Origin of the sequence: Erwinia sp., from assembly GCF_031978025.1 — a bacterium.
Taxonomy (GTDB): Bacteria; Pseudomonadota; Gammaproteobacteria; order Enterobacterales; family Enterobacteriaceae; genus Erwinia.
On sequence record NZ_DALZCD010000101.1, the window covers coordinates 1 to 13,512 of the forward strand.

Annotated in this window: 13 protein-coding genes and 3 pseudogenes; 3 read left to right on the plus strand and 13 right to left on the minus strand. The window is 54.4% G+C overall.

Annotated elements, in window-relative coordinates; genetic code table 11:
- The 4 genes and pseudogenes from RTK32_RS10030 to zntB all read right to left on the minus strand — a co-directional run.
- Positions 1 to 171 (minus strand): annotated as a pseudogene (locus RTK32_RS10030) (N-acetylmuramoyl-L-alanine amidase); the annotation flags it as partial.
- Positions 172 to 468: 297 nt separating this feature from the next.
- Positions 469 to 1,362 (minus strand): tRNA 2-thiocytidine(32) synthetase TtcA, encoded by an 894-nt coding sequence (ttcA, locus tag RTK32_RS10035; protein ID WP_312043536.1) that lies wholly within the window; start codon positions 1,360 to 1,362, stop codon positions 469 to 471.
- Between the two features lie 158 nt (positions 1,363 to 1,520).
- Positions 1,521 to 1,712 (minus strand): hypothetical protein, encoded by a 192-nt coding sequence (locus RTK32_RS10040; protein WP_312043538.1) that lies wholly within the window; start codon positions 1,710 to 1,712, stop codon positions 1,521 to 1,523.
- A 242-nt stretch (positions 1,713 to 1,954) separates the two neighbouring features.
- On the minus strand, positions 1,955 to 2,938 hold the full coding sequence (zntB, locus tag RTK32_RS10045; protein ID WP_312043540.1) for a zinc transporter ZntB: 984 nt from the start codon (positions 2,936 to 2,938) through the stop codon (positions 1,955 to 1,957).
- Positions 2,939 to 3,258: 320 nt separating this feature from the next.
- Between zntB and RTK32_RS10050 the strand changes: the two are divergent.
- Positions 3,259 to 3,327: pseudogene (locus RTK32_RS10050) on the plus strand (hypothetical protein); the annotation flags it as partial.
- A gap of 264 nt (positions 3,328 to 3,591) precedes the next feature.
- Here the strand turns inward: RTK32_RS10050 and RTK32_RS10055 are convergent.
- From RTK32_RS10055 to RTK32_RS10065, 3 genes and pseudogenes are all read right to left on the minus strand, one after another.
- A pseudogene (locus tag RTK32_RS10055) lies at positions 3,592 to 3,693 on the minus strand (CAT RNA binding domain-containing protein); the annotation flags it as partial.
- Between the two features lie 159 nt (positions 3,694 to 3,852).
- Entirely contained in the window at positions 3,853 to 4,182 is a 330-nt protein-coding gene (locus tag RTK32_RS10060) for a hypothetical protein (RefSeq protein WP_312043542.1), read from the minus strand.
- Between the two features lie 153 nt (positions 4,183 to 4,335).
- Positions 4,336 to 5,952: an ABC transporter substrate-binding protein gene (locus tag RTK32_RS10065; protein WP_312043544.1), complete on the minus strand. Its 1,617-nt coding sequence runs from the start codon at positions 5,950 to 5,952 to the stop codon at positions 4,336 to 4,338.
- 166 nt (positions 5,953 to 6,118) lie between these two features.
- Between RTK32_RS10065 and mpaA the strand changes: the two genes are divergently transcribed.
- On the plus strand, positions 6,119 to 6,826 hold the full coding sequence (mpaA, locus tag RTK32_RS10070) for a murein tripeptide amidase MpaA (protein WP_312043546.1): 708 nt from the start codon (positions 6,119 to 6,121) through the stop codon (positions 6,824 to 6,826).
- Here the strand turns inward: mpaA and ycjG are convergent.
- On the minus strand, positions 6,809 to 7,786 hold the full coding sequence (ycjG, locus tag RTK32_RS10075; RefSeq protein ID WP_312043548.1) for an L-Ala-D/L-Glu epimerase: 978 nt from the start codon (positions 7,784 to 7,786) through the stop codon (positions 6,809 to 6,811). The two genes, mpaA and ycjG, sit on opposite strands and share 18 nt — an antisense overlap.
- A 158-nt stretch (positions 7,787 to 7,944) precedes the next feature.
- On the opposite strand from ycjG, the gene tpx reads away from it, so the two are divergent.
- Positions 7,945 to 8,448 carry a thiol peroxidase gene (gene tpx, locus RTK32_RS10080; protein WP_253453915.1) on the plus strand — a complete coding sequence of 168 codons (504 nt, stop codon included), beginning with the start codon at positions 7,945 to 7,947 and terminating at the stop codon, positions 8,446 to 8,448.
- A gap of 297 nt (positions 8,449 to 8,745) precedes the next feature.
- Here the strand turns inward: tpx and RTK32_RS10085 are convergent, their stop codons facing one another.
- From RTK32_RS10085 to RTK32_RS10105, 5 genes are all read right to left on the minus strand, one after another.
- Positions 8,746 to 9,192, minus strand: a complete 447-nt coding sequence (locus RTK32_RS10085; protein WP_312043551.1) for an autoinducer binding domain-containing protein — start codon at positions 9,190 to 9,192, stop codon at positions 8,746 to 8,748.
- Between the two features lie 36 nt (positions 9,193 to 9,228).
- Positions 9,229 to 10,797, minus strand: a complete 1,569-nt coding sequence (tyrR, locus tag RTK32_RS10090) for a transcriptional regulator TyrR (RefSeq protein WP_312043553.1) — start codon at positions 10,795 to 10,797, stop codon at positions 9,229 to 9,231.
- A gap of 91 nt (positions 10,798 to 10,888) precedes the next feature.
- Complete coding sequence (locus RTK32_RS10095) at positions 10,889 to 11,929, minus strand: TIGR01620 family protein (RefSeq protein WP_312043555.1); 1,041 nt, start codon at positions 11,927 to 11,929, stop codon at positions 10,889 to 10,891.
- Complete coding sequence (locus RTK32_RS10100; protein WP_312043557.1) at positions 11,926 to 13,323, minus strand: YcjX family protein; 1,398 nt, start codon at positions 13,321 to 13,323, stop codon at positions 11,926 to 11,928. Before RTK32_RS10100 ends, RTK32_RS10095 begins: the two co-directional genes overlap by 4 nt.
- Positions 13,324 to 13,372: 49 nt before the next feature.
- A partial coding sequence (locus tag RTK32_RS10105) for a phage shock protein PspD (protein WP_312043559.1) occupies positions 13,373 to 13,512 on the minus strand: 140 nt, incomplete at its 5' end.

Sequence of the window (13,512 nt, forward strand, 5' to 3'; positions counted from 1 at the left end):
GTAACTTTTTTCCGCAGGGTCCGGAACAAGATAATGCGCGCTAACCGTAGTACCGGTCAGGGTTCTCACTGATGAGATAAAATCTTCGGCAGTATAGTGCATAACCAGAAAGCGCACGCGTCGATTGAAACTTTTCACTGAACGATAACTATTATAGTCAACCTGATACATACAGACTCCTTTCAGTATTAAATGGTGGACTGCATTAAGTTAGTTCATAAAGTAACAACGAAGTTCAAAAAAACAACAGTGTTTCTCTGTGCGTTTCTGCACAAAAAAAGGGGCTGATATTGCATCATAAATAACATTATTTTTCAGGAGAGGATTAATTAAATAACCTGATATTAACAACTGGCACGATTTAGCCTGTCGGAAAGGCAATGATTTTCGCCGGGGAAAGGGTTGAAGAATGCAGCCTGACTGACAGGCTGCACAGCAAGGCACAGGGGAAATGCTTCCCCTGTTCACTCAGATATTAGTGACGTCGATAAACATTGCTTTATCAATATTGGTAGAGGATACCGTCGCTTCGGTAAAAGCGTATTCCTCTCTTTCGCCTTCCCGATCCAGCGGCAGGTTGACAAAATCGAACAGATTGCGATCTGCCAGCTGGCTCGGACTGACGTTTTGCAGCGATTTGAAGACGCTCTCTACGCGGCCCGGCTCTTTTTTATCCCATTCTGCAAGCATCGCTTTAATTGCCTGGCGCTGCAGATTTTCCTGCGAGCCACAAAGGTTGCACGGGATAATAGGGAAGTCTTTTTGTTCAGAATAGGCAATCAGATCTTTTTCGCGGCAGTAGGCCAGCGGGCGGATAACCACATTTCGGCCATCGTCAGAACGTAGCTTGGGCGGCATCGCTTTCATGCGCGCGCCGTGGAAGATGTTCAGAAACAGGGTTTCCACAATGTCGTCAAGATGGTGGCCCAGTGCGATTTTAGTGGCGCCGATCCGCTCGGCAAAAGAATAGAGCGTACCGCGGCGCAGCCTTGAGCACAGACCACAAGTCGTTTTGCCTTCCGGGACTTTTTCTTTTACGACGGAGTAAGTGTCCTTATCCACAATGTAGTAAGGGATGTTCAGGCTCTCGAAATACGCTGGCAGAATATGCTCGGGAAAACCGGGCTGCTTCTGATCAAGGTTTACCGCCACCACCTCAAACTTCACGGGCGCGACTTTTTGCAGGCTCAGCAGAATATCCAGCATAGCAAAAGAGTCTTTTCCTCCGCTCATGCAGGCCATCACCACGTCGTTTTCTTCAATCATGTTGTAATCAATGATGGCGTTACCGACATTTCTTCTGAGACGCTTCTGCAGCTTGTTAAATTCGAGCGTATCTTTTCTTGTATCAATCTGATTCATAAATACTTATTACACCGAACGGACAAACCGGCGGCGGATTTCCTGGTTGGGCTTTGGACTGTCGCGGATTATACGGGTTTTTAGCAGAGGTGGAAATATTCGGACCGCTTCCGTCAGCAGCCAACAAAAGGCCGGTTATATTAACCGGCCTGGCCATGCTACATGTGCGGCGGCGGATCGGTAATCGGATCCGGCATATCAGGCGGCGGATCGGGCAGAGGCTGCGGTGGTGGGATAGGATCGGGAATCGGTACGGGATCGGTCGGTACCGGATCGGAAGCTCTTGGTGTATCCATTACGTCGTCGGACAGCATATCTTCCTCCTCGAACTTAAGGTGAACTGTAAGCATAGGCACCCTCGCCAGCGCTGGCAAACGGATAAAAAAAAGCCGACTTACGTCGGCCTGTACGAATTAAAAGTGCTATGCAGTAATTCAAAAAAGGAAGTAAGACAATATGGAGCGCAACGCCCATCGCTTGACGTTGCATTCACCTGCGATAAAGAGTTTGCCCCAGCCGCCCCCTGCTTTTATTGATATCGATCAGCTTTATTGCCCCTTTTTGCGCTTTATCACGGCAGAGTGGCGATAAATTACAACCATTTACGGCGACGTAACCACCAGGCAACGCCCAGCACCAGAGCAACTAACAAAAAGCAAAAGGTGGCAAAACCGAAGCGCCAGCTGCCGCCCGGGATGCCCCCCAGGTTAACGCCGAACAGTCCGGTAAGAAACGTGGTCGGCAAAAACACCATTGCCAACAGCGACATGGTATAGGTACGACGGTTCATGGCTTCCGCCATCACCGTACTGATTTCATCCGCCAGTACTGCCGTACGCGCCACGCTGGCGTCCAGATCGTCCAGCCCGCGCCCCAGCCTGTCGGCAATATCCTGCATCCGTCGCCGGTCATCGTCACTCATCCACGGCAGCCTTTCACTGGCGATGCGCGAAAACACATCACGCTGAGGTGCCATATAGCGCCGCATAATAATCAGCTGCTTGCGGATCAGCGCCAGTTCACCTCTTGGTGGCACCTGCTGATCGACGACGGCATCTTCCAGTTCAATAATTTTATCGTGCAACTCCTCAATAAATTCGCTGGTGTGATCGGTCAGGGCGTCGCATACGTCCACCAGCCAGCTGCCGCCGTTAACCGGCCCGTTGCCGTTTTGCAGATCGGTCAGCACTTCATCGATAGCAAAAACCTTACGCTGGCGGGTAGAAACAATCAGTCGGTCATTAATAAAAACCCGGACCACTACCAGCTGATCAGGGCGCGATTCGCTGTTCAGGTTGACGCTGCGTAGCGTAATCATCGTACCATCGCCCAGTCGATTGACTCTCGGACGCATACTGTCGCCGCCCAGCGCGTCGCGTACGGCGTCCGGGATCAGTGGTGTGGACATCAGCCACTCTGCACTTTCCCGGTGGGTATAATTAAGATGCAGCCAGCAAGGCTTGTCACAATGAATTACGTCTTTATCTTCAATCGGGATCAGTCCGCCCTTTCCATCCAACTGGCAGGAAATAATGGCGTCCGATACCTGTAGGGCCTTGCCTGCTATGCTTTCCACAACCGCTCCTCGCAGCATAATCAATGCGGTACAGTCTAGCCTGCGTGAATACCAATGCAAAACTGCCTTTATGACGGCAGATGTTAAAAAGTTTGTCATTTCGCAAATTAAATCCGCTCCGCTTCAGGATTCAGGCATCAACCCGCAGCCGACGCTTGTTATTTGTTCACCTTTAAGAAATTAACCTTAACGCTAATCAGGTTGTCACTGTATACGCAGGCAAAACCTGAACCGCTTATTTTCGCCCCGGGCATGCAAATAAGCGGTTCAGGTTTTTTTTTGGTTTTTTTCAATTAAGGTGAAGATGCGGGGAGCGTTTTATGAATTATCAGGAGCTGGCCCAACACATTCTGCAGGGCGTGGGCGGCCGGGAAAATATCGTATCGCTGGTGCACTGCTCGACCCGGCTGCGCTTCAGGCTTAAATTCGCAGCGCTGGCCGATACGACTTCTCTGAAACAAAATCCAGGGGTTATTACTGTCGTGGAGAGCGGCGGACAGTATCAGGTGGCGATCGGCAATCACGTTGGAGATGTTTATCAGGTGCTTCTGAGCGAAGGGGAGCACTCTTCTGCCGCTCCGGCAAAGCTGTCTTTTTTAATCTTTTTATCAATATCGTTGCGGGTATTTTTACGCCCTTTCCTGGCGTTATGGCCGCATCTGAAAGGCCAGCCCGCGTCCCATTACAACCTGCTCTTTGCCCTGCTCATCCAGCACTATCGCCACGTTGTTATTGAGTATTTTAATAATATCCATTTAGTGACCCACAAATAAAAAAACCTGACGATCGGATTGCGCCGATGTCAGGTTTTGCCTGCAGCGAAGCAGTGGCAATCCAGCCGCTACCCAGGATCATTGCAGGGGTAGCTCAAGCATTGTGTAGTGAAACGGTGAGATCTCTCGTAATTCGCTTTTTCAACTCGCTTGCGTGGAAGAGCACTTTATTTTTTCCAGCTGTTTTAACTGCATCGTCCGCTGATCGGCATGTTTCTGCGCCAGGCTTTTTGCCACGCCGTTACCGATGCCAAAGTCACCTATAAAGCCCAGCACGGTCAGCCCGTTAAATTGCCCGGTTTTATCAATCTGCTGCTGTACCTGTTGCTGGCTGGCGATTTCTTTTTGCACGGCCGGGCAGTCCATAGTGGTTTTTTGTACTTCGCTGACCGACGGCGAAGAAGGATACTGCTTTAACGCGCAGCCGGATAACAGCACGATCAAAGAAAACAGCGTCACGATTTTAATCATAAAGCACCTGATAACGGGATTCACTGTCCACTATTATCCTTTACCAACCGGATAATAATGCGTCAAGCAGCTGCATGATTAGCGGGTTTATCAAACGTTAAACAGCGTGCAGGACCACCCGGCTATGGCCGACGCAGCAGCGTCGGCGCTGTCTTAGTGCTTAATGATATAAAGCATCCGACTGTAAGCCACATCTTCCGGATTGGTTATCGGGTAACCTTTCACCCAGGGCTTAATCAGACGACCGTTGGAGAGCTGGTAAAGCGGAGCAACAGGCACCCGATCCGCCAGAATTTGCTCTGCCCGATTATAAGCCTGATTGCGCATTTCGCCGTCGGTTTCCCGACTCGCTTTAGCCAGCAAATCATCGTAGGCTGCCTCTTTAAAGCGTGAAATATTGCCGCTGTGGCTGGCGGTCAGCAGGCTCAGGAAAGAGGAGGGTTCGTTGTAATCCCCCACCCAGGAGGCGCGGATCACATCGAAACGGCCAGTGTTACGGCTGTCGATATAGGTTTTCCACTCCTGGTTCTGCAGCTTGACGTTAACGCCCAGGTTTTTCTTCCACATGGAAGCCACGGCGATAGCAATTTTTTGGTTGTTTTCAGAACTGTTATACAGCAGCGTCAGGCTAAGCGGGTGCGTCGGTCCATAGCCCGCCGCCGCCAGCAGGGTTTTTGCCTGGGCATCCAGCTCCGCCTGGGAATGCTGCTGTAGGAAACCCGGTTGCGGCTTAAAACCATGGGTAACATCAGGCGTGAAATGCCAGGCCGGTTTCTCACCCGTCCCTAACACCTTCTCCGCAATGATGCGTCGATCGATGCTCCACGAAAGTGCCTGACGGACGCGAACATCCGCCGTGGGGCCTTTTTGCGTGTTGAAAGCGTAATAATAGGTGCCCAGCTGGTCGGGCGTATAAACTTCGGCAGGGATCTGTTTTTTTAGCAGTCCATACATATTCTTAGGGAAGGATTCGGTAATGTCGATATCGTCCGCGCGGTAACGTTTGGTTGCGCTCGACTCCTCACTGATGGGCACAAAGGTCACTTTGTTGATGACGCTGTGTGCGTTATCCCAATAGCGATCGTTACGCACCAGCACCAGCTTTTCATTCACCACCCTTTCCTGCAATTTATACGCGCCGTTACCCACCAACTGGCCTGGTTGCGTCCAGGCCGCTCCCTGCTGGTCGACCACCTTTTGTGGCACCGGATAGAGGCTGAAATTAGCCGTCAGGCTGACAAAATACGGCACGGGCTTGTCCAGCGTCACCTTTAACCGGTGATTATCCAGCGCGCTGACGCCCAGCTTATCGGGCGTCATTTCGCCTCGGGTGATGGCGGCCGCGTTAGCAATACCGGCCAGATCGGCAAACCAGGCGAAAGTCGAGGCGGTTTTCGGATCGACCACCCGCCGCCAGCTGTAGACAAAATCGCTGGCGGTCACCGGATCGCCGTTTGACCAGCGGGCATCCTGACGCAGCGTAAAAATCCAGGTTTTGTTGTCGGTTGTCTGCCACTGCGTTGCCACGCCCGGCACGCTGTCGCCCTGCGCGTTTTGACTGGTCAATCCTTCAAAGAGATCGCGGATAACCTGAATTTCCGGCAGACCGACCGCTTTTGCAGGATCGAGTGAAGCGGGCTCATCTTTGATATGACGAACAATTTCCTGGCGAGCGGCCAGTTCGGTACCGGGCGGCACCTCTGCAGCGCAAAGGGAAGCGCTAACGCTCAGGGCCAGCAGCGTTAATGGATAACGAAAAGCGATCCTCATCAGGATACCTCAGTCAGGGCAACAGAATGTAGAGGGAACTTTAGCGCAACTGATTGTGATAATTACAGCATTTTCCGGCTCGCCACTTCACAACACGGAAAACATCCTCCTTTCAGCGCGCCAGGTCTGCTATAAAAAGTATTCAGACCAATCCTCTGGAGTCACCATGCCTCAACATCACCCACGGCCCCGACGCGGCAAGCTAAACGCCGATCGCCTGCGCTATGGCAGCAGTGTGCTGGGCGCCCCCCTGCTTTGGTTTCCTGCACCAAAGGCGGACGATGCCAGCGGGCTAATCCTGGCCGGCACGCACGGCGACGAGACGGCGGCAGTCATTACGCTTTCCTGCGCAATGCGCACACTGCATGAAATGCACCGGCGCCATCATGTGGTACTGGCGGTCAATCCCGATGGCTGTCAGCTTGGCTTGCGGGCCAATGCTCGCGGCGTGGATTTGAACCGTAATTTTCCTGCCGCTAACTGGCAGCCAGGCGAGACGGTCTATCGCTGGAACAGCATGGCTAATGAACGGGACGTCACGCTTTCCACAGGTGAAAAAGCCGGTTCTGAACCTGAAACCCAGGCGTTGTGCGCACTTATCCACCAGCTCAATCCCGCCTGGGTAGTGAGTTTTCATGAGCCGCTGGCCTGTATCGAGGATCCTCTCAACAGCGAAGTGGGCCGCTGGCTGGCAGAAGAGATGCACCTGCCGCTGGTCACTTCCGTCGGCTATGCCACGCCAGGCTCGTTCGGCAGCTGGTGTGCCGATTTGGGCCTGCCGGTGGTCACGGCCGAATTACCGCCAGTTTCCGCAGACGAGGCCAGCGAAAAATATCTGACCGCACTGGTGGAGTTATTAAGTAAAACTTTCTGAAAGTGCAATTTTACCGCAGCGGAACGGTAAAGCGGCGATATCTTGTGCCAGCCAGGTAGGCCCGTCGAGGTCGACGAAGCGAGCGCTATCGACCAGCGGCAGCGCGGCACGGATGGCCCTGGAAGTGCACAGCATACAGCCCAACATCACTTCCAGTCCGGCCGCTTTAGCGGCGGCAGCCAGCGCCAGCGCCTCGGTCAGACCGCCCGTTTTATCGAGCTTGATGTTAATCATTTCGTAACGCCCGGCCAGCCGGGAGAGACTCTCGCGCGTATGGCAGCTTTCATCAGCGCAGATCGGCAGCGGGTGGATGAAGTTCGCCAGCAGCGCGTCGTCTGCCGCTGGCAACGGCTGTTCGAGCATAGCCACGCCCAGATCTGCCAGCAGCTGACAGCGTGCTGCCAGGCCTTCGCTGTGCCAGGACTCATTAGCATCGACAATCAGCGTGGCATCCGGCACGGCTGTGCGGATCGCCACGAGCCGTTCCGTGATCAGCGCGTTATCCATTTTGATTTTTAATACTTTTGCGCCGTTCTGCCACAGCGCCAGCGCACCGTTCGCCATTACTTCCGGCGAGTCAATACTGATGGTCTGGGCCATTTCCACCACCTCGGGACGTGTGATATTCGTCATTCGCCAGAGATCGCTATTTGCCTTGCGCGTTTCCAGATCCCACAGTGCAGAGTCGATAGCATTACGCGCCGCGCCAGCCGGTAGCGCATGCTGTAGCTGTTCGCGCGTCATGCCCTGCTCCAGCTCTCTGGCTAGCGCCGTAATTTGCGCCTGTACAGATGCCGCTGTTTCACCATATCGCGCGTAGGGAGTGGCTTCGCCGGTACCGGTAATGCCTTCTTCTTCCAGCTCAACGACCAATACACCCGCTTCGTTGCGGCCACCGCGTGCGATAACAAAAGGCGCGCGCAACGGCCAGGTTTCCGGCCAGACTTTGACACTTCTCATTAAGGGTTCCTTTTGGCAGAGCAATGATTCTCTTCACACCATAGCCATTCCAGGCGGATTTTGACAATAAAGCGGGAAATGTTGTGTTTAGCGCTGTTGGAGTTTGACGCCATAGCTTACACTCAGACATCCGTTTACCGCGTTAATAAGGAAAATTTATGACTCAGACCGTGCATTTTCAGGGTAATCCCGTCGCCGTAGCAGGCGAACTGCCGACGCCGGGCCAGACCGCGAAGCCGTTTACGCTGGTAGCCAAAGATTTTTCTGATGTTTCGCTCTCTCACTATGCGGGCAAGCGCAAGGTGTTAAATATTTTCCCCAGCGTTGATACCGGCGTATGCGCCGCCTCGGTGCGCAAATTTAACGAGCTGGCCGGAAAGGTAGAGAATACGGTAGTGCTGTGCATCTCTTCCGATCTGCCTTTCGCCCAGTCGCGCTTTTGCGGCGCGGAAGGACTGAACAATGTGGTCACGCTCTCTACTCTGCGTGGCGAGACGTTTAAAGAAGAGTATGGCGTCGCGCTGAATGATGGCGCACTACGCGGGCTGACGGCACGCGCGGTAGTAGTACTGGATGAGCAGGATAAAGTGCTCCACAGCCAGCTGGTCGATGAAATCGCGACCGAGCCGGACTATGATGCTGCACTGGCCGTACTGAAGTAATTTGCCTGGCCGGTCGCCGACCGGCCTCTTTTATTATTGCACCGGCTTTACCCGCTTAAGTTCCATGCCCAAACAAACTGCCTGGCGTTGGTCCCCCCCCCACCTTTTCACTGTATTCGCCCTATGAAATTTAACCGTGGTTATTCTGATGCCCGGTATTAACCCGTTTTCCTCATACGTCTTACCCACGCTCGCCTGGTAAAGAATCGCATTTTCTCTTGTCGTGAAAAGCGCGGCTGGCCCTGGGCGATAAAGTCAGAGAAAGGTATTTTTCATGCACGGCGGCCAAAAATAAATTCAGCCGACTCTGGTAAAACTAAACAAGAAGTGAATTTCTTCGGTCACGTCTTTATTAATAAGTAGTGACAGCATTGCCAGATGATTATTGTAGTCATGGAGAACAAACGTATAGCCTCCTCTGATATTGTGCTGCGCCGCTTTTTTTAGCAGATAGCTGACGTGAGGGTAATTTTCCGCCTTGATTTGTTCATTCCATGCAAATGGCGTCAGCCGTTTCAGGGCGGTACTGACGGCCGGTTCTGTGCGCTGCACATTATTTTCGTAATAGTATTTCACCCACTCTTCCGGATAAGTTGTGGCATAAAAGAGAGCAACATACTCTTTTTTTCCAACACCAGTAGGCCCAGGTAAAATTGCCGAATTTTTTAACTCTGCTGCAATTTCATTTTTAATGACGATACGAACAGGGCCGTTGCTCTGTATTAGCCGGTCCTTTCGCTGCACTTAAGTGAAAAGCAGAGCCGAGACTCTGCTTTTTAACTATTTCCCTTCGCTGTCCGCCTTTTTGCTCAGACCGTATTCCCGTAGCTTGTTGGCGATAGCGGTATGCGAGACGCCAAGACGTTTCGCCAGCTTACGCGTGCTGGGGTAAGAGAGATAAAGTTTGGTCAGCACCGAGCGCTCAAAGCGGCTGGTAATATCATCCAGCGATCCCTCCATGGCCTCCTCGCCCAGCTGAATATCTATTGAGAACTCAGGCAGAACGATATCCTGCGGCCGCAGTTCGTAGCCTTCCAGCTGGGTCAGCGCGCGGTAAAGCGCGTTCTTTAGCTGGCGCACGTTACCAGGCCAGGTATAGCGGCTGAGAAAAGCGTTAAGCTGAGGAGAAAGTTTAGGTCTGGCAACGCCCTGTTCATCCGCAAAACGGGCAACAAACATTTCTGTCAGCGGCAGAATATCCTGAGGACGATCGCGCAACGGTGGCAGGTTCAGCGTCAGCACGTTCAGCCGATAGAAAAGATCTTCACGAAACTCGCCGCGCTGCACCATTTCCGTCAGGTTTTTCTGCGTGGCGCAGATTACCCGCACATCTACATGCACCTCATGCTCTTCCCCTACGCGGCGAAAAGTGCCGTCGTTCAAAAAGCGCAGCAGCTTGGTTTGCATTCTTGGCGACATCTCGCCTATTTCGTCCAGCAGCACCGAGCCGCCGTTAGCCTGCTCAAAAAAGCCTTTTTTGCCTTCCAGCGCGTTGGGATAGGCACCGGCAGCATGACCAAACAGCTCGCTTTCCGCCACATCATCCGGCAGCGAGGCGCAGTTCAGCGCCAGGAAAGGCTTTTTGCCACGTGCGCTGCGCAAATGGCAGGCGCGTGCCAGCATATCTTTGCCGGTGCCGGTATCGCCGACAATCAGCAGTGGCGCGTCAAGCATCGCCAGCTTGCGCGCCTGGTCCACTACCTGCCGCATTTTGGGCGTAACCGCCACGATATGTTGGAACTCGCTGTCGTCATTGACCGCCAGGTTTTGCAGCTGTTGCCCCATACGAGCGGTCGACTTAAGCATGACCACGGCCCCGGCCGGCCGGTCAGCCTGCTCGCGATCGCCTGCGGTAAAAATAGGGGTGATTTCCATCAGGAAGTCGCGTCCCTGTAACACCACGTGATGCGCCTGCGGCTCGATGCGTTCGTTTTCCAGCCAGCGCTGAAAATTAAAGCCGCTAATCAGCGCGCCTGCGCCATAGTTGCGCATTTTCTCTTCGTTAAGCGAAAACAGCGCCTGAGCCGCAGGATTGGCCAGTTCAATTTTGCTTTTCATATCGATGGAGAACACCGGTTCCGGCAGCGCTATTAGCAGGGCACTCAGTGCCCGATGCTCACGCTCGGAAGGCAAAAACGCCACGGTTCGCACGTCGGTGACGCTGGGAATACGACGTATTTCCGCCATCAGCTGGCTGAACTGTTCGAAAGGCACCGCTGAAAAATTAAGGTAAATGCGGCCGATTGGGGCGATTTCGATGCCGCGCAGGTCGATATTCCTTTCAACCAGTAGATCAAGCAGTTCGCGGGTCAGACCAAGTCGGTCGTGGCAAAAGACCTCCAGGCGCATGTATAAACCTTTATCAATTCCGGGCGGACAATAATAATACCTCATTGCCATAGGGGTCAGAAGCGTTCTGGAAGGAAAAGTTGACAGTTGCTTACTTCTGCAACGTCTCTTTCAGTTTCACCACCAAATCGCGGCGGAAATCACCCAGTTTCGGCTTGTCGCCTTCCAGCCAGGGCAGCGGACGACACAGCTCCATCGTCTTGATACCCAGCCGCGCGGTCAGCAAACCTGCGCCAATCCCCTGCGCGGCGCGAGCGGAAAAGCGTGCCGCAATATCCTGCGACATCCAGTCCATGCCTACTTCTCTGACCAGCTCAGAAGCGCCCGCAAACGCGATATTCAGCAGCACCAGTCGGAACAGGCGCAGGCGACTGAAATAGCCCAATTCGATACCATACAGGGCGGCGATGCGGTTCACCAGGCGCAGGTTGCGCCAGGCGATAAACGCCATATCTACCCACGCCAGCGGACTGACGGCGATCATTAGCGTGGATTCGGCGGCGCTGCGGCCGATTTCACGTCGTGCCTGGTTATCCAGTACTGGCTGCACTATCTGTGCATAGAGCGCCACGACTTCGCGATCGTTATGCGTTTCGTGCAGCGAGGCGTGCCAACGTTGCAGCGCCGGATTAGCCCGATCCAGCCCGGCCTGACGGGCCAGCCTTTCACAGAATTCGCGACCCTTGCCCATGCTGTGACTGTTTAACAGTTCGCGGCCGATATCGCGCTCTTCAGCCCGTTCACGCAGCCGGTAAAGCCGCCGCCATTCGCTCAGCAGGGAACCGACGCCGGCCACCACGATCAGCCCGCCTGCCGCGCTGCCGCCAAGGGCGATCCAGTCCTGCGCCTGCCACGCGTGATAAGTCCACTGCACGCCCTGGGCCGCCACGCTCAGGCCAAACAGTGCCAGGCCGGTTTTCACCAGCGTCCGCCACAGGCTGCGTTTGGGGCGCAGTAGCGCCGTCTCAACCGCTTTTTCACCCGCACCCTCCTCTTCCACGAGCGGCTCCGGTTCTGCAACAATAAAGCTCGGCTCCTGCGGCGTGAAGTGTTTGGCCGCTTTGATGGCGTCACTTTTTTCTGCCGCCAGCGGCTGCGTAAAGTCGATACGCGGTTTAAGCGGTGCGTTCATCGCAGTTTATCTCCCAGTAGAAATTCCAGCGCCGCATCCAGGCGGATATGGGGCAAAGGCCTGTCCGCATCCACCTGTTGGGGCCTGAACTGTTCAAAATGAAATCCCTGTTGCTGCCAAAATGCGTTACCCGGCAGGCGCGGCGGTACCTCGCCCGGATAAACGGTCAGCGGCTCATTGTCGGCCAGCCGATGGCCGCGCAGCGCCGGTATTTTTTCGCCCTGATGATCGACCAGACCACTTTGGGTCGCCTGCACGGACGCCAGCCCCAGGCACTCCATATCAATCCCTTCAAAAGCCGCATTCTGCCAGGCGTCCTGCACCAGCTGCTGCAAAAGCGAAACCAGGTTAGCGTGCTGATCGCTGGTGACGTGATCGGATTTGGTGGCGGCAAACAGGAGCTTATCGATCACCGGGGAAAACAGACGGCGGAACAGCGTGCGCTGCCCATAGGAAAAGCTTTGCATCAGCTGCGTCAGAGCCAACCGCATATCGTTAAAAGCCTGCGGCCCGCTGTTGAGCGGCTGTAGACAGTCCACCAGCACGATTTGTCGGTCAAAACGCAGGAAATGATCCTTATAGAAACCTTTCACCACGTGCTGGCAATAGTAGTGGTAGCGCGCGCGCAGCATGCCGATATTGCTGTTGGCATCGGCCTGAGCCAGCCTGGAGAGGCTCACCTCTTCCGCCTGCGGCCAGGGGAAAAACTGCAGGGCGGGCGCACCGGCCATTTCGCCTGGCAGGACAAAACGGCCAGGCTGGATAAAATGCAGCCCTTGCTGTTTGCATTTATGCAGGTAATCGGTCCACGCCGCCGCGATCTCCGCCAGTCGATTTTCATCCGCAGGGGCCAGCGGATCCAAATCCGCACAAAGCTGACGCCACTGGGCCGACCAAAGGGCGCGATCGCCGTTCAATAAGCCCGTCATCTGCTGCGACCAGCTGAAATAATCCTGCGCCAGCATGGGCAGATCCAGCAGCCATTCACCCGGATAGTCGACGATTTCAAGATACAGCGTAGAGGTATCTTTAAAGTGGCGGAGCAGAGAAGCCTGCGAGCGATAGCGCAGCGCCAGGCGCATTTCGCTTACCCCACGCGTAGGCGTCGGCCAGGCGGGCGGCTCACCATAAAGCTGCGACAGCCCTTCATCATAGGTAAAGCGTTGGATACCCATATCGCGTTGTGGCACGCGCTTGACGCCTAACAGGCGACCTTCCCGGGCAGCGGAAAACATCGGCAGGCGCGCGTCCGCATTGACGTTAAGCAGTTGATTGACCAACGAGGTGATAAAAGCCGTTTTGCCACTGCGGCTCAGGCCGGTGACGGCGAGGCGCAAATGGCGATCTGCGCCCCGGTTCATTAACGAAAGCAGTTCTGTTTGAAGTCGTTTCATTGGTCAGTATCCTTAAGGCCGGCGGCTCAGAATAGCACAGCCGCGACGTTCAGGGCTTGTTCCAGCGCGCCGTCGCCCCCCGCAGCACGCGTCGGATAAGCGGTTCCAGCGCCCAGGCCAAAATAATCTTCAGCGGACGGCGGGCGACGGATTTCACCGCCCAGCCGGTCAGGCCTGCCGGGCCGTAGC